The sequence below is a fragment of the Streptomyces sp. NPDC047515 genome (assembly GCF_040643055.1).
Taxonomy (GTDB): domain Bacteria; phylum Actinomycetota; class Actinomycetes; order Streptomycetales; family Streptomycetaceae; genus Streptomyces.
The window spans coordinates 23,564-42,437 of sequence record NZ_JBEYTM010000037.1 but is presented as its reverse complement, the minus strand read 5'-3'; the positions used below and the strand labels follow the sequence as shown (position 1 = coordinate 42,437).

Annotated in this window: 15 protein-coding genes, 1 tRNA gene and 1 pseudogene; 9 read left to right on the top strand and 8 right to left on the bottom strand. The window is 69.9% G+C overall.

From position 1 onward, the window contains the following. Positions 1-179 precede the first annotated feature (179 nt). A tRNA-Leu gene (locus tag ABZ826_RS26530) sits at positions 180-267 on the top strand. A 360-nt stretch (positions 268-627) separates the two neighbouring features. Here ABZ826_RS26530 and ABZ826_RS26525 read toward each other — a convergent pair. Continuing rightward, on the bottom strand, positions 628-1,146 hold the full coding sequence (locus ABZ826_RS26525) for a GNAT family N-acetyltransferase (protein WP_361453186.1): 519 nt from the start codon (positions 1,144-1,146) through the stop codon (positions 628-630). A gap of 134 nt (positions 1,147-1,280) precedes the next feature. On the opposite strand from ABZ826_RS26525, the gene ABZ826_RS26520 reads away from it, so the two are divergent. After that, positions 1,281-2,003 (top strand): winged helix-turn-helix domain-containing protein, encoded by a 723-nt coding sequence (locus ABZ826_RS26520; protein ID WP_361453279.1) that lies wholly within the window; start codon positions 1,281-1,283, stop codon positions 2,001-2,003. A gap of 353 nt (positions 2,004-2,356) precedes the next feature. Here the strand turns inward: ABZ826_RS26520 and sph are convergent, their stop codons facing one another. Further along, complete coding sequence (gene sph / locus ABZ826_RS26515) at positions 2,357-3,337, bottom strand: sphingomyelin phosphodiesterase (protein WP_361453183.1); 981 nt, start codon at positions 3,335-3,337, stop codon at positions 2,357-2,359. 437 nt (positions 3,338-3,774) lie between these two features. On the opposite strand from sph, the gene ABZ826_RS26510 reads away from it, so the two are divergent. Then, positions 3,775-4,737, top strand: coding sequence for a hypothetical protein (locus ABZ826_RS26510; RefSeq protein WP_361453180.1), 963 nt, complete (start codon positions 3,775-3,777; stop codon positions 4,735-4,737). Between the two features lie 63 nt (positions 4,738-4,800). Continuing rightward, complete coding sequence (locus ABZ826_RS26505) at positions 4,801-6,918, top strand: PQQ-dependent sugar dehydrogenase (RefSeq protein WP_361453177.1); 2,118 nt, start codon at positions 4,801-4,803, stop codon at positions 6,916-6,918. Between the two features lie 259 nt (positions 6,919-7,177). On the opposite strand, the gene ABZ826_RS26500 is transcribed toward ABZ826_RS26505, so the two are convergent. From ABZ826_RS26500 to ABZ826_RS26490, 3 genes are all read right to left on the bottom strand, one after another. Beyond that, the gene (locus ABZ826_RS26500; protein ID WP_361453174.1) at positions 7,178-7,501 is read right to left on the bottom strand and encodes a hypothetical protein; all 324 of its coding nucleotides are present in this window, start codon (positions 7,499-7,501) and stop codon (positions 7,178-7,180) included. Next, the gene (locus ABZ826_RS26495) at positions 7,501-7,737 is read right to left on the bottom strand and encodes a hypothetical protein (protein ID WP_361453171.1); all 237 of its coding nucleotides are present in this window, start codon (positions 7,735-7,737) and stop codon (positions 7,501-7,503) included. The genes ABZ826_RS26500 and ABZ826_RS26495 overlap by 1 nt, the downstream gene beginning before the upstream one ends. A gap of 191 nt (positions 7,738-7,928) precedes the next feature. Continuing rightward, positions 7,929-8,096, bottom strand: a complete 168-nt coding sequence (locus ABZ826_RS26490) for a hypothetical protein (protein WP_361453169.1) — start codon at positions 8,094-8,096, stop codon at positions 7,929-7,931. A 185-nt stretch (positions 8,097-8,281) separates the two neighbouring features. Between ABZ826_RS26490 and ABZ826_RS26485 the strand changes: the two genes are divergently transcribed. From ABZ826_RS26485 to rbsD, 5 genes are read left to right on the top strand one after another with little or no spacing between them, the layout of a single operon-like run. Beyond that, entirely contained in the window at positions 8,282-9,298 is a 1,017-nt protein-coding gene (locus tag ABZ826_RS26485) for a LacI family DNA-binding transcriptional regulator (RefSeq protein ID WP_361453166.1), read from the top strand. After that, positions 9,295-10,845: a sugar ABC transporter ATP-binding protein gene (locus tag ABZ826_RS26480; RefSeq protein WP_361453163.1), complete on the top strand. Its 1,551-nt coding sequence runs from the start codon at positions 9,295-9,297 to the stop codon at positions 10,843-10,845. Before ABZ826_RS26485 ends, ABZ826_RS26480 begins: the two co-directional genes overlap by 4 nt. Then, positions 10,835-12,808: a substrate-binding domain-containing protein gene (locus tag ABZ826_RS26475; RefSeq protein ID WP_361453160.1), complete on the top strand. Its 1,974-nt coding sequence runs from the start codon at positions 10,835-10,837 to the stop codon at positions 12,806-12,808. The genes ABZ826_RS26480 and ABZ826_RS26475 overlap by 11 nt, the downstream gene beginning before the upstream one ends. A gap of 40 nt (positions 12,809-12,848) precedes the next feature. Further along, positions 12,849-13,769: a ribokinase gene (locus ABZ826_RS26470; RefSeq protein WP_361453276.1), complete on the top strand. Its 921-nt coding sequence runs from the start codon at positions 12,849-12,851 to the stop codon at positions 13,767-13,769. Then, positions 13,766-14,155, top strand: a complete 390-nt coding sequence (gene rbsD / locus ABZ826_RS26465; protein ID WP_361453157.1) for a D-ribose pyranase — start codon at positions 13,766-13,768, stop codon at positions 14,153-14,155. The genes ABZ826_RS26470 and rbsD overlap by 4 nt, the downstream gene beginning before the upstream one ends. A 252-nt stretch (positions 14,156-14,407) precedes the next feature. On the opposite strand, the gene ABZ826_RS26460 is transcribed toward rbsD, so the two are convergent. From ABZ826_RS26460 to ABZ826_RS26450, 3 genes and pseudogenes are all read right to left on the bottom strand, one after another. Next, positions 14,408-16,555 carry a UvrD-helicase domain-containing protein gene (locus ABZ826_RS26460; protein WP_361453154.1) on the bottom strand — a complete coding sequence of 716 codons (2,148 nt, stop codon included), beginning with the start codon at positions 16,553-16,555 and terminating at the stop codon, positions 14,408-14,410. A gap of 45 nt (positions 16,556-16,600) precedes the next feature. Then, a pseudogene (locus tag ABZ826_RS26455) lies at positions 16,601-18,191 on the bottom strand (protein kinase). Between the two features lie 178 nt (positions 18,192-18,369). Then, on the bottom strand, positions 18,370-18,861 hold the full coding sequence (locus ABZ826_RS26450) for an ATP-binding protein (RefSeq protein ID WP_361453151.1): 492 nt from the start codon (positions 18,859-18,861) through the stop codon (positions 18,370-18,372). Between the last annotated feature and the right edge of the window lie 13 nt (positions 18,862-18,874).

The following is an 18,874-nucleotide window of genomic DNA, read 5'->3' as shown; positions in this document are numbered from 1 at the left end:
CGACGGTGCCGTCCGTAGCTGCACTGTAGCGGTGCGTGCATCTGGCGCGTCCATGTGTGCCGGATCGCGCCGACGGCGTCCGGCGCACCGCACTGACCACCGGAAACGCGGGTGAGAGGCACCCCGAACCCCTGGTATTGTTTTCCATGTCGCCGCGGGAAACCGGGGCCGACCACCTGGTCCGGGTGGCGGAATGGCAGACGCGCTAGCTTGAGGTGCTAGTGCCCTTTATCGGGCGTGGGGGTTCAAGTCCCCCCTCGGACACCAGCTGAGACCCCAGTACTTCTGGGGTCTTTCTGCGTTTCCAAATGGTGTGCGAACCGCACGTGAACGACGCTCGGTGGACCGGGCGGTCCTGGGGCTTGAACTCCGACGCGTTCTCCGGCGCCGGCGGGACAAGGGCTGGACCCGCCGGCTGGACGACCGGCCGCGTGACCGGGTCCGCAAGGCCGCGGGTCGGGATCCGGAGCCGACCGCGGTGATCATCGACGCGCAGTCGGTGAAAGGGACTGCGTGCGGGCCGCGCCGCGGGGCTTCGGCGGTGGGCAGATCTCACCGAGCGGCCGCGCCGCCCGCGAAGCGCCGACGGTCGCTCCGAGTCGTCGCAGCAGCATCGCTGGTGCCGCGTCAGGCGATGTTCGCCCCGTCGCCTGATCGAACTCGGCTGCCCGTCTGTGCGGCGAGCTCTTTGGTCATGAACACGCGGCTGGTGCCCGGCGGATCGCAGGGGACCTCTCCCAGGCGCTTCCACCCTTGTTTCTGATAGAAGCCGGGGGCCTGGAAGGTGATCGTGTAGAGCACGGCCGCACGGCAGCCGCGGGCGCGGGCCTCGTCCTCGGCCTGCCGAAGGATCTCCCAGCCCAGCCCGCTGCCACGCAGCTCGGGGGGCAGGAAGACGAGGTCGACGAAGAACAGCCCGAGTGAGGTGCGCCCGGTCAGTCCGCCGATCACCTGGTGCGTCTTTGGATCACGGACCAGGACGGCCAGCGGTCTCCGGTCGTCGACTCCCGACTTCTCGATGTTGAACCGGTCCAGCCCGTCGGAGAGCACCGCGATATCCGCAGGCGTGGGGACGTCGGTGACCACGAGGTCGGTCCGGGGTTCGGGACGTGGTGACGCGCTGACGGTCGTGTCGGATGCGGGCATGGTTCCTCCCATACGTAGGCGGAGGCGGCGCGGCCTCTGGTTCGGATGCAGGTGCGGGGTGCCGGCGTTCCCTGCGCACCCGGCGACGTTACGGCGTGGACGTTTCGACGGACGCCGAACTGACGTCGGCGACAATGGAGGACATGGACATTCAGTGCGCAGGTCAGGACGTGGGCGTGGACCTGGCGGCCGTGGCCAGGCTGCTTGCCGACGGGACCCGGGCCGCCTTCTGTCTGGCGCTGCTCGACGGCCGGGCGTGGACCGCGACCGAGCTCGCACGATATGCCGGGGTCGCGCCGTCGACCGCGACGTCGCATCTGAACCTGCTCGTCAGCGGCGGACTCCTCGTCGAGGAGCGGCACGGACGCCACCGTTACCTTCGGGTGGCAGACCGCAGGGTGATCGAGTTGATCGAGAGTCTCGCCGCGCTGGCCCCACAGCAATCTGCCCGACCGCGCTCGCTGGCGGCCTTTGGCCGTCAGCAGGCACTGGCCCGTGCGCGGCTGTGTTACGACCACCTGGCCGGAGCCGTCGCGCTGGCGATCACCGACGCGATGGTCGAGCGCGGCCTGCTGGAGTGGGGTCCCGAGCCGGGACTGACCGGTGCGGGCGCGGCCTGGCTGGCCGAGATCGGTATCACGGTGCCGAGCGGATCGCGCCGCCCGCTGGTGCGCGCGTGCCTGGACTGGACCGAGCGCCGCCCCCACCTGGCCGGCGCGGTGGGTGCCGACCTGTGCGCCCACGCACTCACGGCCGGATGGATCACACGGATCGGCACGACCCGCGCCCTCACCGTGACCCCCGCCGGCCGACGGGCATGGCACGACCACCTCGGCCTGCCACTGGCTGATCTCTGATCCTTCGGCGGTCGTCGCAGACGCGGCGGACACACGACGCCCGGACCCGCATCCTCATGGCGCGTGCCCGTCCCCCTGTCCCAGGGGCTGAGAAGCCTCACTTCAATGTGTGACGACCTCGATGACTCCCCATGGTCTTGACGGCGAGCAGGACCGATGGGGCGATCCCTCCGGGCAGAAGGTGGAACGGCTGGTGCGCGTGGACCAGGGGGGCCTTCGGGGCGGATCGTCGCTGGGTACATCGACGAGGCGGAGTGCCGGGCGTGCGGCACTCCGCCTCGCAGTATCCGATGGTCTGCCGACGGTGTTCGAGTGGGGCGAGTGGGGTGACGGGCGTGAGGGGCTCGGATCCGCTACCGGGCGGAAGCGATCAGCGGGTAGTGGTCGGAGAGGTTCGTGTACGTGTACTTCGTGCCCCAGCTGGAGACGGTCCAGGGCGCGCTCTGCTCCTTGATCACCTCGTTCGTCCAGCCGGCCGGCTTCGCGTGCCCGGCGCGGTGCAGGACGTAGTCGAGGTCCTCGCGGGGGTCGTCGGGGTAGCGGTCGGCGGCGATCGAGTTGTCCTGGGTGTCGAAGGAGTAGGCGTGCCCGGTGCGGGCATCGGCTCCGGTCAGTCCGGCGTCGGTGAGCATCGACGCGTACTCGGGGGAGCGGGAGTCGACGTTCATGTCGCCTGCCACGATGACCTGTTCGGAAGCCGGGATGTTCTTGGCGTCGAGGAAGGCGTCGATCTGCTTGAACTGCCGGCTGCGCATCTGCGCCGCCTCACCGGCCTTGCATCCGGAGTCGGTCGACTGCGCGTGGGTCCCCACCACATGGACCTTGGTGCCGTTGACGTTCAGTTCGGCGTAGACGAAGCCCTTGTTGGACCACCAGTCGCTGCCGCAGGCGTCCTTGTAGATGTACTGCTCCTTGCGGACGATCGGCCACTTGCTCAGCACGGTGACCCCACCGTCCTCCGGAGTGGTGGCCGAGTAGGCGCCTCCCGTGGCATCCCAGCCGTTCTTGCTCCGGCCCACCACCGGTGTCTGATACGGGTATTGAGTGGAAGCGTTCCGTGCGAGTGCGTCGGAAGCGGAGTTGTCGAACGCCTCCTGGAGTACGACCACGTCATGGCCCTGGAAGAAGGACGCCTTCGGTATCTCCGCCGCTCGGTGGTCCTGTCCCCAGTTCGGGTAGAGGTTCGTGCTCATGAGGAACGTGTTGTACGTGAGCACCCGCAGGGACGGGACGTCGGCCGCCGATGCCTGAGGGGCGTTGGCGATCAGCGTGACGGCGGCGAGCGCGGCGGACAGGGTCACGCCGGAGGTGCGGCGGAGTGCGGTGAGCGGCACGGGGTCTCCTGCTTCTGCTGATGGGGGTGGAACAGGCGACACACATCCAATCAGCGGGAGTTACCCATGGGTAGACGTCGGATGCCGGGACTGTTTCCGTGGGCGTACCAATGAACGAAACCTTGGTGCACGCGTGCGGCTCACGAACCGTGGTGGACCGTCACCCACCCGCCGTACCCGCCCGGACTCCGGGCGAGCAGCTCGTACACCGCTGTGAGCCGGCGGTGTCCGCGCTCCGATGGGCCGCTCGCGGGCTGCATCCTCGTCCGCGAGGCGGTCCGCGCCGCCGCGGAAGGGCGCCCAAAAAATTGGCGAGTACATGCCCATTGTCAGGGCTGTCGTGAGGGAGTTACATGGTCGTTGCACGCGGACGAAAGCGCTTTCTGTCGACCGGGAAACCCCGGTCGGCCGTCCCTTCGCTGCCGCTGGGAGGCTGTATGACACCGCCCCGCACCAGACGCCACTCACTCGCCGTCGCCGCGCTCGCCGCGACCGCCTCGCTCGCCGCCGCCACGTTTCCGGCCCAGGCGGCCCGCCCCTCGACCGCTCACACACCGCTACGGGCCCAGGCCGTCGCGGCGTACGACTTCGGACACCCGGACCCCGCCGACCCCGGTCGCGAGCAGGACATCGGACGTTCCGGCACCACGCTCAGCCTGATCAACGGCGGTTCCGCGATGCGTGTGGCCGACGAGGCGTACCCGGGCGCTTCGCCCGCCCTGCAGGTGCGCCAGCAGAATCCGGCCACCGCGGGCAACGACGACTGGAAGGCCGGGACCTGGGACGCCGAGGGCATGGCGTCCCTCGGGGCCTTCAACAGTGCCCGGGGTGCCACCGTCATGGGCTGGTTCAAGATGACGGGCGACAATCCCGCCCTCAACTCCAACACAGCGAATCCGGGCGACCGCTACAACGCGATCGGGCTGGCCGGCGTACTGTCCGGAACCTCTGACGGCCACGCGGTGCGGGCGCTGCTCGAACTCATCCAGGTCAACGGTGAGTTGAAGCTGGTCGCGCTGGGCAGGCGCCTGGACGGCGGCGCCTCCCAGACCTTCGCCGCCGAAGCCCCCTGGGAAGAACTGCTGCCCCTCGGTGAATGGGTCCACCTGGCTGCGACGTTCGACTTCCGTGACGGCACCCTCGCCCTCTACCGCGACGGCAAACCCCTGGACGGGTTCTACGTCACGCCGGGCGACCCCTGGGAACTCGCCACCACGCCTGCGCCTCATCGCGCCTCGCCCACCGATCCCCGCGGCATCAAGATCGGCGGGAGCTTTCCCCAGAACACCCGGGAGAGCAATGCCTGCGACTGCCGTATGGACGACCTCCTGTTCCTGAACCGCCCGGTGCCGGCCGGAGCGGTCGCGGCGGAGTACCGGCGCATGACGCGGGGCCACTGACCGCTCTCGTCCCCGGCTCGCCCTTTCCTCACTTCCTTGTCGCGCCAGCCCGAAGGGATCCGCATGGCCTCACGACGTACCTATCGAAAGAGCTGGGCGGCCGTGGCCGTCGTCGCAGCCCTCGCTGTCGGCGGTCTCGCCGCGCCCTCCCATGCCGACGCACCCGCCGCAACGACAGCCGCCCTGACCGACCCCATTCCGCAGAAGCCCGTCCAGTCCAGGACAGGCCTCGTCCTGCAGGAGTTCGCGCAGTTCCCCGAGTCGAAGCCCGTCCCGGCGCCGACGGATCCGCGTCTGGTGCGCCACGCCCGGATCAACACCATCAATGAACTTCCCGACGGGTCGGGCCGGATGGCGACCCCCGACCTCAACGGCACCCTGTACCTCACCGACCCCGGCGCCGCGACGCGGAAGTCCGGGGGTACGCCGCACCCCTACCTGGACGTCAAGGCGGCGTTCCCGCACTTCTTCTCGGGCCGCGGTCTCGGCCAGGGCCTCGGGTACGCCGCATTCCACCCGGAGTTCGCGGCGAACGGGCGGTTCTACACCATCCACACCGAGCTCGCCTCGCAGGCCACCGAGACCCCCGACTACCAGCAGGCGGGCACGCTCACTTATCACGGCATCGTCACCGAGTGGACCGCCGACGACCCCTCCGCGGCCGTCTTCCGCGGCACCCGTCGCGAGGTGCTGCGGATCGGCTTCTCCGGCCAGGTCCACGGCATTCAGCAGATCGACTTCAACCCGACGGCCAAGCCCCACGACGAGGACTACGGCCTTCTCTACCTTGCGGTGGGCGACGGAGGGCAGGGTGTCGGCAACAGCGAGCCGCAGAACCTGACGCTCCCGCACGGCAAACTTCTGCGGATCGACCCCGCAGGCCGTGACAGCGCCAGCGGCCGGTACGGCATCCCCGCGTCCAACCCGTTCGTCGGTGAGGCCGGTTCCCTCGGGGAGATCTACGCCATAGGCATGCGGGACCCGCACCGCTTCAGCTGGGACACGGGCGGCAGCCACCGTATGTATCTCGGTCACATCGGCGAGCACGCCATCGAGTCGGTGTACGAGGTCAAGGCCGGCGACAACTTCGGCTGGAGCGAGCGCGAGGGTCCCTTCGTGTTCGACAAGAAGGCCACCGACCCGTGCGCCCGTATCCTCCCCCTCCCCGCCGACGACGCCCAGTACGGCTACACCTACCCGGTCGCCGCCTACGACCACGACCCGGGACCCGACTGGAACTGCCGGTCCGACGTGGGCCGCGCCATCGCCGGAGGCTCCGTCTACCGCGGCAAGGACGCGCCGGCGCTGCGCGGAAAGTACATCTTCGGCGACCTCGTGGACGGCCGGATCCTGGCCGCCGACACCCGCGACATGCGCCGCGGCGCCGGGCTCGCGCCGCTTGAGCAGCTGATGCTCTTCGACAAGTCCACCGGGAAGACGGTCACCATGCGCGACCTCGCCGGTGACCAACGCGTCGACCTGCGCTTCGGTTCCGACCGCAGCGGCGGCCTGTACATCGTCTCGAAGGCCAACGGCAAGGTCTGGAAGGTGACCGGGACCCGCACCTTCGCCGACTGCGAGGTCGGCAACACCCCCACCACCCACACCACCGGTCCCGACAACTGGGCGCCGGTCACCCCGGCCAAGTGGGCCTACACCGAACGCGAGACGATCCTGACCGAGCCGGGCGTCGCCCGCCCCGGACCGCGGCGCCCCTTCGAGTACGCCGTCCTGACCGCTGGCCCGCGCTACTCCTCCGTCACCGTCGAGGCGGAGGTGCGGATCGATACCCCCGTCGAGATCACCAACCGTGACGTCATTCTCATCTGGGACTACCAGTCCGACACTCGATTCCAGTACGCGCACCTGTCGAGCGACAACACCATCTACCCGCACAACGGTCTGTTCACGGTCGACGACGCCGACCGGCTGCGCATCGACGACCAGTGGAACGGCAGCTTCGGCGCACCTCCGGCGATCAAGGACGACGGATGGCACAAGGTGCGCCTCACCCACTGTGCCGACACCGGTGAGACCGCCGTCTACCTGGACGGCAGCCGCAATCCCCTGATCACCGCCACCGACCCGGTCTTTGCCTCGGGGCGGGTTGGCTTCGGATCCTTCGACAACACGGGCCGCATCCGTCATCTGAAGGTGACGGGCACTCCGGCCGACGACTGAGCTCGCGGGAGCGGGCCGACGCCATCGGCCCGCTCCCGCACATCGTCCAAGACCATGTCGCGGCCTGCCAGATCGAGAGAGACCGAGTCGTGGAAACCCGTGATCCGGCAGAGGCCGTTTCGACATGGTGCGGTGCGACTGCCGCGTACAGATCCGAACAGCGGGCCGTGGCCCCGGATCGCCAGGCTTCGCAGGAGTCATTGGCAGAGTTCGTCGAGGTCGCGATCGACACCACCGAGCTCCACTTGCACAGCTGACGTCAGCCGCCCAACGCCCAGCGGACCGCGGCTACCGCAGCAAGGGCGAGTGGTGGAAGGAGCCACGCGCGTCCCATGGCGCGCCGCACCGAAGGAGGGACGACTGTGATGAGTAGCGCGACGGCACTGACGGCGATGGTGAAGAAACACGACAAGGTGATCGCGCCGTATGCGTCCTTGTCCCAGACTCCTGACGGACGGATGGTCAGCGCGTAGTAGCAGCAACCGGCGGCGATGGCATAAAGGATCACCAGGGGGACGGCCGTGACCCGTCGAAGGCAGCCTTGGTCCTCAGCCTTACGAGTGGTTTCGGAGCGTTCGAGCATCAGCGCAGCGCGTTCCTTGCGTTGTCGAGGTCGTTGTTGAAACCCCGGCCGTATGCCTGGGCGTCGTCTCCCGCCCAGTACGGTCCGCCGTTGTACCGCGCCGTGAGCTCCTGGTACGGGGCCGGCGTCCTCTCCTGCGGCGGTACGTCGGCGAAGTCGCCGTCGGCTTTGAGTCGAGCGAGGTGCTCGGATGCGATGAAGATGTTCTGTCCTGGATCCTGGAGGGGCTCCTCCACGGCCGGCCGCTGGTGTGCGGTCAGGTTGTCCGGATCGCGATGGGGCCGAAGGACGTTTCGTCGGGGCTTCCACCGAGACGCCCCGGCAGTTTCTCGGGCGAGACGGGACTCAGCCCCCAGGGCCGATCGGCATGCTCGCGGATCGTATCGACGACATCGTCCGCGATTCCTGGCCGGCAGCCGATCTCCTGTCAGGCGATACCGGCGACCATGTCGGCGGGCAGCCCCGAGTTCTTCGCCGCGGCCTGGATGATCTCCCTGTTCACGGCCGAGCCGGGTTTGCGCACGAGGGCCGGGCCGCTGCCGCCGGTGCGGCGCCTTCTCGGCCCCTCCCGGCCGGGCATTTCGCGTTGCGTCATGCGGCAGTGGCTGCCGCCGCCCGGCCATCACCCCGGTTCCCGCTTTGGTTACGATCCGGTCTCGGACATTCCTGAGGGGCTTGTTTTCAGCCATGTAATCGTTTCCAATCTTCGTTGTAATCGATTCCACGGCCCTGAGCTGCTGGTTTCGAGGCTCACGGAAACCACAAGGAGGTGGTCCGGAAATGGCGAGCATCAAGGATGTCGCGGCCGAGGCGGGAGTGTCCGTCGCCACGGTCTCCCGCGTTCTCAACAGCCATCCCTCCGTCAGCCCCGACGCGCGCAGACGCGTCCTCGCCGCTGTCGACGCCCTCGGATACCGGCCCAACGCCGTGGCCCGGTCGCTGCGCACCGATCAGACGCGCACCCTCGGCCTGGTCATCAGTGACGTACTCAACCCGTACTTCACCGAACTGGCCCGCTTCGTCGAGGAAGAGGCCCGCGCGCTCGGCTACAGCGTCATCATCGGGAACGCCGACGAACGGCCCGACCTGCAGGAACATCACGTCCGGACGCTCCTCGACCGCAGGATCGACGGACTCCTCGTCTCCCCGGCCGACGGAAGCTCCCCGCTCATGCCGGGGCCGGGCGACAGCGGCACGCCGATGGTCTTCGTGGACCGCTGGATCCAGGGCGTGGACGTCCCCGTGGTGCGCGCCGACGGCCGCGACGCCATCCGGGACCTGGTCGCCCACCTGCACCGTCTCGGTCACCGCAGGCTCGCCATCATCGCGGGTCCGGCGGCCACCACCACGGGCAACGAGCGGGTCGACGCCTTCCGCGAGGCGCTGCGCGAGCACGGGCTCGCGCTGCCCGACGCCTACATCGGCCAGGGCGACTTCCGGGCGGACAGCGGGCGCCGCGTCACCGAGCGCTTCCTGGCCCTTCCCGAACCGCCCGAGGTCGTCTTCGCCGCCGACAACCTGATGGCACTCGGCGCGCTGGACGCGATCCGCGCGCACGGGCTGAGCGTTCCGCAGGACATCGGGCTGGCTGCCTTCGACGACATCCCGTGGTTCGTGCACACCGACCCGCCGATCACGTCGATCGCCCAGCCGACCGGCGAGCTCGGCCGCGCCGCCGTACGCGCGCTGGTCGACCTCATCGAGGGACGGCCCCCGCAGTCCGTGACCCTTCCCGCCCGTCTCGTCGTACGCAGTTCCTGCGGCGAACCCGCTTCGAACCGGAGGAGCAGCCTGTGAGCACCCAGGACGAGTTGCTGCGCATCGAAGGCGTACGCAAGACCTTTCCCGGCGTGGTCGCCCTGGACAGCGTCGACTTCGATCTGCGGGGCGGCGAAGTGCACGTCCTGCTCGGTGAGAACGGAGCGGGCAAGAGCACCCTCATCAAAATGCTCTCCGGTGCCTACCGCCCCGACAGCGGCCGGATCTTCGCCCAGGGGCGTGAGGTCCGCATCCATGGTGCGCAGGACGCCGAACGGCTCGGAATCGCCACGATCTACCAGGAGTTCAACCTGGTACCCGATCTGACCGTGGCCGAGAACATCTTCCTCGGCCGGCAGCCGCGCCGCTTCGGGATGATCGACCGGCGCCGCATGGAGGCGGACGCCGAAGTGCTCCTGCACCGCGTCGGCCTGCACGTCTCGCCGAAGGCCAAGGTGCGCGAACTGGGCATCGCCCGGCTGCAGATGGTGGAGATCGCCAAGGCGCTCAGCCTCGACGCACGCGTGCTGATCATGGACGAGCCGACGGCGGTACTCACGTCCGAGGAGGTCGAGAAGCTCTTCCGGATCGTGCGGCAGCTGCGCGAAGAGGGCGTGGGGATCATCTTCATCACCCACCACCTCGAAGAGATCGCGGCGCTCGGCGACCGGGTCACGGTGCTGCGCGACGGCCGCAGCATCGACCAGGTGCCCGCCTCGACCCCCGAGGCGAAGCTCGTACAGCTCATGGTCGGCCGCAGCATCGAGCAGCAGTACCCGAGGGAGCGGCCGAAGACGGGAGAACCCCTGCTCGCCGTGCGCGGGCTGACCCGCAACGGCGTCTTCCACGACGTCAGCTTCGACGTGCGGGCGGGCGAGGTCGTCGGCCTCGCCGGTCTCGTCGGCGCCGGACGCACCGAGGTCGCCCGTGCCGTGTTCGGCGCGGATCCCTATGACGCGGGCACCGTCGACGTACGGGGCCGCCGGCTGGCCAAGCACGACGTGACCGCGGCCATGGGCGCCGGGATCGGTCTCGTGCCCGAGGACCGCAAGGCCCAGGGGCTGGTGCTCGATGCCTCCGTGCAGGAGAACCTCGGCCTGGTCACCCTGCGCTCGGCGAGCCGCTCCGGGCTCGTGGACCTCAAGGGACAGCGCACGGCCGCCGCCCGGATCGCCGAACAGCTCGGGGTGCGGATGGCGGGTCTCGGCCAGCACGTCCGCACGCTCTCCGGCGGCAACCAGCAGAAGGTCGTCATCGGCAAGTGGCTGCTCGCCGACACCCGGGTGCTGATCCTCGACGAACCCACGCGCGGCATCGACGTCGGCGCCAAGGTCGAGATCTACCAGCTCATCAACGAGCTGACGGCCTCCGGCCACGCCGTTCTGATGATCTCCAGCGACCTGCCCGAAGTCCTCGGCATGAGCGACCGGGTGCTGGTCATGGCCCAGGGCCGCATCGCCGGGGAACTCCCCGCGCACGAAGCGACCCAGGACGCGGTGATGGCGCTCGCCGTCAGCGCCGCCCCCACAACGACTCCCGCAACAACTCCGGCTGTGAACGAAGAGGAGAGCCCCCGTGGCCACTGACACGCTCAAGAGCGATTCGGGCGCGAGTGGCGCCGCAGGACGCACGATCCGCCGCCTCCTGCTCGACAACGGCGCCCTCAGCGCACTGGTCGTCCTGCTGGTGGCGATGTCGCTGCTCTCCGGCGACTTCCTGACCACCCAGAACCTGCTGAACGTCGGGGTGCAGGCCGCTGTCACCGCGATCCTCGCGTTCGGCGTCACCTTCGTCATCGTCTCGGCCGGCATCGACCTGTCCGTGGGTTCGGTCGCCGCGCTCTCCGCGACCGTGCTCGCCTGGTCGGCGACCTCACAAGGCGTGCCCGTCTGGCTGGCGGTCGTCCTGGCCGTCGCCACGGGCATCGCCTGCGGCTTCGTCAACGGCGCCCTCGTCTCGTACGGCAAACTGCCGCCGTTCATCGCGACACTGGCCATGCTCTCCATCGCGCGCGGTCTGTCCCTGGTCATCTCCCAGGGCAGCCCGATCGCCTTCCCCGACTCGGTCTCCGTCCTCGGCAACACGCTCGGCGGCTGGCTGCCCGTCCCGGTCCTCGTGATGATCGCGATGGGCCTGGTCACGGCACTGATCCTGGCCCGTACCTACATCGGCCGCTCGATGTACGCGATCGGCGGCAACGAGGAGGCGGCCCGCCTCTCCGGACTGCGCGTCAAGCGCCAGAAGCTCGCCATCTACGCCCTGTCCGGGCTCTTCGCGGCCGTCGCGGGCATCGTTCTCGCGTCCCGTCTGACCTCCGCCCAGCCGCAGGCCGCGCAGGGGTACGAGCTGGACGCGATCGCCGCGGTCGTCATCGGCGGTGCCAGCCTGGCCGGCGGTGTCGGCAAGGCGTCCGGCACCCTGATCGGCGCGCTCATCCTCGCCGTGCTGCGCAACGGACTCAACCTTCTCTCCGTCTCCGCGTTCTGGCAGCAGGTCGTCATCGGTGTGGTCATCGCCCTCGCGGTGCTGCTGGACACGCTGCGCCGCAAGGCCGGGGCCAAGACCGCCCCCACGACCGGTTCCCCCGGCGCTCCCGGCTCGCCGGGATCCGGCCGAAAGGGAGCAGGAGCGGTGAAGTTCGGGATCGCCGCGCTCTGTGTGGCCGTCGTCGTGGGCGGGGTGTCGTACTTCAACCATGGCTCCTCCGGCGGGAACACCAAGGTGGGCATGTCGCTCTCCACGCTCAACAACCCGTTCTTCGTACAGATGAAGGCGGGCGCGCAGGCGGAGGCGAAGGCGGACGGGGTCGACCTCACGGTCACCGACGCGCAGAACGACGCGTCGCAACAGGCCAACCAGCTGCAGAACTTCACGAGCTCCGGAGTGAAGTCCATCATCGTCAACCCGGTGGACTCCGACGCGGCGGGCCCCGCCGTGCGGAGCGCCAACCAGGCGGACATCCCGGTGATCGCCGCCGACCGAGGCGTCAACAAGGCCGAGACCGCGACGCTGGTGGCCTCCGACAACGTCGCGGGAGGCAAGCTCGCGGCGAAGGCGCTGGCCGACAAGCTCGGCGGCAAGGGCGACATCGTCATCCTGCAGGGCACCGCGGGCACCTCGGCCAGCCGGGAGCGCGGCGCGGGCTTCGCCGAAGGGCTCAAGGCGTACCCCGGCATCAAGGTCGTGGCCAAGCAGCCCGCGGACTTCGACCGCACCAAGGGCCTGGACGTCATGACCAACCTGCTCCAGTCCCACCCCGGCGTCACCGGTGTCTTCGCCGAGAACGACGAGATGGCGCTCGGCGCGGTCAAGGCACTCGGCAGCAAGGCGGGAACGTCCGTGTCCGTCGTCGGATTCGACGGAACCCCGGACGGCCTGAAGGCGGTCGCGGCGGGCACGCTGTACGCCTCCGTGGCTCAGCAGCCGAGGGAACTGGGCAAGATCGCCGTGCAGAACGCGGTGAAGGCCGCCGAGGGCAAGAAGGTCGACAGCACGGTGAAGGTGCCGGTCAAGGTCGTCACCGAGAAGAACGTCGCCGACTTCTCCTGAGCGGGACCCGAGCACTGTCCGATCACGGAAAGCAGGAATGATGCACGAGAACGAGTACGACCGGTACGAGCTGCTGGTCGTGGGTTCGGCCAATGCCGACCTGGTCATCGAGGTCGAACGCCGCCCCGCCGCCGGTGAGACCGTGCTCGGCTCCGATCTGGCCGTCCATCCGGGCGGCAAGGGAGGGAACCAGGCGGTCGCGGCCGCCCGTCTCGGGGCCCGCACCGCCCTGCTGGCCCGGGTCGGCGACGACGCCCACGGTCGCCTGCTGCTGGAGTCGCAGCGGGCGGCGGGAGTCGACACCCGTGGCGTCCTCGTGGGCGGGGCACCGACCGGAGTCGCACTGATCACCGTGGACCCCTCGGGAGACAACAGCATCGTGGTGTCGCCCGGGGCCAACGGCCGGCTGACCCCGGAGGACATCCGGGCGGCCGGGCCCCTCTTCGAGGCGGCCCGGGTCGTCTCCGTGCAACTGGAGATCCCGCTGGACACCGTCGCCGAGGTGGCGGGTGCGATGTCACCCGGAACCCGGCTGGTACTGAACCCCTCTCCGCCCGCGCCGCTGCCCGACTCCGTGCTCGCCGTCTGCGACCCATTGGTGGTCAATGAGCACGAGGCGCGCTCCATACTGGGAGAAGCGGCGGGCAGCACGGCTCAGGAGTGGGCGCGGGCGCTGCTCACGTCCGGTCCGCGGTCGGTCGTGGTCACGCTGGGGGCACAAGGCGCACTCGTCGCCGACAGCCGTACGGGTGCGTTCGTCACCGTCCCGAGCCCCGAGGTCGAGGCCGTGGACACGACCGGGGCGGGTGACGCGTTCACCGCCGCTCTGGCCTGGCGCCTGGGGCAGGGCGAGGAGCTCACCGAAGCTGCCGCCTTCGCCGTCAGGGTGGGCGCGGCAGCCGTCACCAGACACGGCGCGCAGGCGTCCTTCCCGACCGCAGAGGAAGTCTCCGGGCCGTGAAGAAGGCAGGAATCCTCAACCGCCATCTCGCCGGGGCACTGGCGGAGTTGGGCCACGGCGACGGGGTACTGATCTGCGACGTGGGCATGCCCATTCCGGCCGGTCCCAGGGTTGTCGACCTGGCCTTCCGGGCCGGTGTCCCGTCGTTCGCCGAGGTGCTCGACGGGCTGTTGGGCGAACTGGTGGTGGAGGGCGCGACGGCGGCGCACGAGGTCCGGAAGGCCAACCCGGAGGCCGCACGGCTCTTGGACGAGCGCCTTCCGGAACTCGCCCACGTATCGCACCACGAACTCAAGGTGCTCTCGGCCGGTGCCCGGCTGGTGGTACGGACCGGGGAAGCGCGGCCGTACGCGAACGTGCTACTGCGCTGCGGGGTCTTCTTCTGACGAAGGCCGGGCCCTCGGACGCGAGAAGCACGAACGACGGGTCTGCCCATGACCGCCGCCGACCGGACCACGGCGCAATCCGCACAGCCGAGGGGCCGCATCTCTCTCCTGGATGCGGCCCATCGGGCGTATGCGTCGAGGCAGATGCCGGCTTGGCCGGCCATACCATAGCGGCGCGTCGGAAGAACCGATTCGGACGCGGGAAAACGGATGCCATGGCGCTGCAACGCACTCCCGGACCGGTCCTCCCACCTATGAGGCCTGACACACCCCGGCCTCCATCAGGAACTCGCTCGGCGTGCCCGACCACGACACATGCAGCCCGTCCCGGGCCCGCGTGCACGCCACGAACAGCAGGCAGCGTTCCGCCAGCAGGTCCGACTCGTGCTGGAGCCGGTCGATCTCGGCCGGGGTCACCGCACGCGGATACGGCAGCGCACCGTCGCTCACACCGATGACCGCCACGCAACGGAACTCCAGCCCCTTGAAGGAGTGCATCGTGCCGACCTGAACGGCGTCCGCGCCGGACGGGACATCGCCCCGCAGGCGTGTGGCAGGGATGCCCGCGTCCTTGAGCCGATGCGCCGCCTTGTCGCAGTTCTTGTTGAACCGGGCGCTCACCCCGATCTCCCCCGGGGCGATCCCGCTGTCGAGCCAACCACGGACGCGCGCGACGAGCGCGTCCAGCTCGGCTTCCTCCGATTCCGCCCCGCGCGCCTCGGGCCCGTTGCCGTGCAGGGCCGAGCGGTAGCCCAGCAGGGTCTCGTTCGCCGCGTCGTCCGCCAGCTGCTCGAAGGGCCGGCCGACGAGCAGCGCGGTGGACCAGCTGAGGATCTCGTGCGTGGAACGGTAGTTCTTGCGCATCTTCGTCGACCGGCCGGCCACCTTGATCCCGACGGACTTCAGCGACACCTTCGAGTCGTAGATGCGCTGATGCGGGTCGCCCGCGATGAACAGGTCGTCGGGGCGCGCCGGGGCCGCCGCACGCAACAGCCGCCACTGCGCGGGGTGCAGATCCTGCGCCTCGTCGACGACCACGTGCCGGTAGCGCGGGCCGCCGGCCTCCATCAGATCCGCGGCCTCCGCGCAGGTACCGAGGTAGGTGCGGAGCCCGTCGGCGGTGAGCCGCCCGGTGAACTCCTCGATCGTGCGCCACACCAGCACGCGGGCCGAGGTGGGCAGCGCGCTGCCGCGTCCGCGCCGCTCGCAGTCCTCGTACTCCTTCAGGGTCCGCAGATTCCGTGCGAGGACGACGTGCTTGTACTCCTGCGCGAGGAACTGCGCGGTGCCGGTGAACCCGGTGGCCTTCGCGGCCCGCGCCCACCGCGTCTCCTCCTCGCCGCCCCGCAGCGGCCGCCGCGCGGTCGACACGACGCGGCCGGCGAACGCGTCGACCGTCATGATGTCCACCCGGTCACGCAGCGTCTCGTCCTCCACCAGGGTGGCGAGACCGGTCCGCAGCGCGCCCACCAGCGCATTGGTGTACGTGGTCAGCAGGATGCGGTCGCCGTCACGCAGATACCCCAGCAGATGGCGCACCCGGTGCAGCGCGACGACGGTCTTTCCGGTTCCGGGCCCGCCGGTGACCTGCGCGGGCCCGGAGTACGAGGCCCGGTAGGCGACCTTGTGCTGGGAGGGGTGCAAAAAGACCCGCCAGGCCGCGAACGGTTTGTCGAGGATGTCGCGCAGCTCCTCGGATGCGGTGACGAGCGCGATCCGGGTACGGGTGCGGTGGATGGCGGCGGCGAAGTCGCCGGTGTCCACAGGCGCGTCGTCGGCGGGCCTGGCGGAGAGGCTGACGGACACCACGTCCCGCCACACCTCCTCCACGGTGAAGCCCGCGGCGAGGTATTCGAGGACTTCGCGCTGGTCCTGCGGGAAGTACGGTGCGAAGACCTCCAGTTGTTCGAGGTCGGTGAGCGCGCGTGCCTGGCGCAAGGTGGTTTCGTCGATGCCGAGCGCCGTCAGGTCCCCGTCGGACACCTTCGCGAACAACCGCCGGTCGGGAGCGGGAGCGATGCGCTCGTACGCGGGGGTGAGCTCGTCGAGCATCGCGATGTCGCGGATCTCGACGGCCCGAGTGACGGTATTGATGCTGGCTTTCTGCTTGATGGCCCAGTCGATCGCCTTGTCGTGCGGCATCACGCGGAGCAGTACGTACGTGTCGCCGCTGTCGGGTGCGAGGACGACACCACGCGTCCCCTGGTCGATCCGGATGGTCCGGATATGAGGATCACGCGCGCGCTTCAAGCTCTCCAGCTTCAGCCCGGGATCCTTGAACAGCTGGTCCAGGGTGAGGCGTTCGAACTTCTCCCAGGCATCGAACACCCCCTGCTTCACGCTGCCCTGAAGCTTGCCGAGCTGGGCGCAGAAACCGATGTCGAACGCGAGGTGGGGCATGGGGCGGACTCTCCGGGGAAGCGAACTGAGGATTGACGATGGGGGTCAGGCGGCCGGCCCGTCGAGGTCGAGACCGATCAGAGCCAGCGCCTCGCCGACCTCTTCGGTCATCTCGTCGCCGGGCCCGAAGACCAGACACAGGTCATCGTGCAGCGGCCGAAGAATCCGATGAGCCTCGGCCGCCTGGCCCTGGGCGAGCAGCAGCATCCCGATGTCGCGGCGCAGCTCGACGGCTTCCTCGCTGAGGTCGCTGTCGACGGTCCCCACGACGTCGAGGAGACCACGCAGCGCGGCGAGCGCGTCGGTGACCTGGCCGAGCTCGGCGCGGCAGCGTGCGGCCTGGGTACGACAGGCGCGCGCCGACTCGCCGGTGGGGCCGCCGGTGCGCGCGTACGCGTCCGCCAGCGCGTCGAACTCGGGCAGAGCAGCCCGGTAGTCTCCGCCGAGCAGTTGGATCGCGGCCCGACGGGTCCGCAGCTCCAGGACCTTCCGGCTCTCCGCACCGAGCGCGCGGGCGGCGGGTTCGGTGATCTCCCCGAGCACCTCGGCGGCCTGCGCGAACCGCTCCTCGTCCAGGAGCGCGTCGGAGTGCGCATACGCCTCGTCGATCTCCGCACGCAACTGCGCGGGTACGGGTACGGGACCGGGCGCGGCCTGCCCTTCGTTCGGGTCGGCTGCCGCGGGCGTGGACCGGGCCGGCCCCGCACGGGCGCGCGGCGCATACGGGTGGCGGAAGATCCCGGTCGGGTCCGGCGCCCCCGCCGGTCCCGCCTCCCCGGGCGCGGGCTTCACGCCAGGCGGCGGAAGGAACGGCCGCAGTCGCTCGTACACCTCCTGCACGTCGGCCGGCCGCGCCTCCGGCGCCTTGAGCAGCAGCTGCAGGACGAGGTCCTCCAGCTCCTTCGGGACGCAGCGTCCGCAGCGGGGTGGGGGCGGCGTTGACGTGCTGGTGCATCACCATGTACTCGCTGTCCGCCGTGAACAGCAGCCGCCCGCCGAGGAGTTCGTGCAGGACACAGCCCAGGGCGTACAGATCGGTCTGCGGGGAGGTCCGCCCGCCGCGTACCTGCTCGGGCGCCATGTACTGGTAGGTGCCGATGGGGCTGCCGGTCGCGGTCAGTTTGGTGGCATCGGTCCGAAGGATGGCCGCGATCCCGAAGTCGAGGACCTTCACCGTCCCGTCGCGGGCGACCAGGACGTTGCTGGGCTTGAGGGCGCGGTGGATCACCGGCACCTCGTGCGCGTACGACAGCACGGTGGCGACCTGCGCCGCCACCGCCACCGCCCAACTGACCGGAAGCAGCCGCTCCGGGTGGATGTACGCGGACAGCGACACCCCGTCCACCAGCTCCATGACCAGGAACAGCCGCTCGTACGTGTCGTCGAGCACCGCGTCGTACACCTGCGGCACGCCGGGGTGCTGGATCCGCGCGGTGATGCGGGCCTCACGGCGGAAGCGCTTGGCGAACTCCTCCGCCAGCTGCGGCGAACCGACGACGGCCTGCTGTCGGATCAGCTTCACGGCGACGGGCCGGTCGAGCACGGCGTCGTAGCCGCGCCACACGTCCCCCATGCCGCCGTTGTCGAGCGGCTCCAGAAGCTCGTACCGACCCGCGATCGGCTGCTGCTGCGGCACATTGCCCCCGTGTGTGCGTGCGCCGGCCGGTGTGCGCTGCTGGACCGGCTCTCGACATGGTGGAGGGCAAGTGTCCCTGGTGGGGCGATCTTCAGTCCAGTGGCAGCGGTACGGAGGCGCACGGGGCGCCTCTTTCCGGTCACGGGTCACGGGCCAGGGGGCACGGGTCAGGGCCGGCCTACGGCGAGGGCGCCGCCAGGACGCTCACGGAACACACGGCCCACACCGTCTTGCCCGGTCCGTCCGCGCATGGGTACCAGCCCCAACGGTCCGCGAGCGCGGCCACCAGGAGCAGGCCGCGGCCTCCTTCTCCGCCTCCGTTCAGGTCGCCCGACGGTTCGCTGACGACAGGCACCTTCTCGCCGCGGGTGTCGGTGACCTCGACGCGCAGGGCGGTGCCTTCGGCGGACAGGTGGAGGCGGAAGTCGCGGCCGGGCACGTGGCCGTGACTCACGGCGTTCGCGCTCAGCTCCGCGACGATCAGCGTCAGTGTGTCGTGCGTGTCGTTGCCGTACGGGATGCCCCAGGCGTCGAGCCGCTCGCCGGCCAGGCGCCGGGCGAGACGGGCGCCGCGTGAAGTGGAGCTGAAGCGCATCGTGAAGTGGTGCCAGGGGAGGCGGGGTTGGGTGGTGCGGATGGGGCGTACGGGGAGTGGTGGATTGCTGGTCATGGCTCCACGTTGC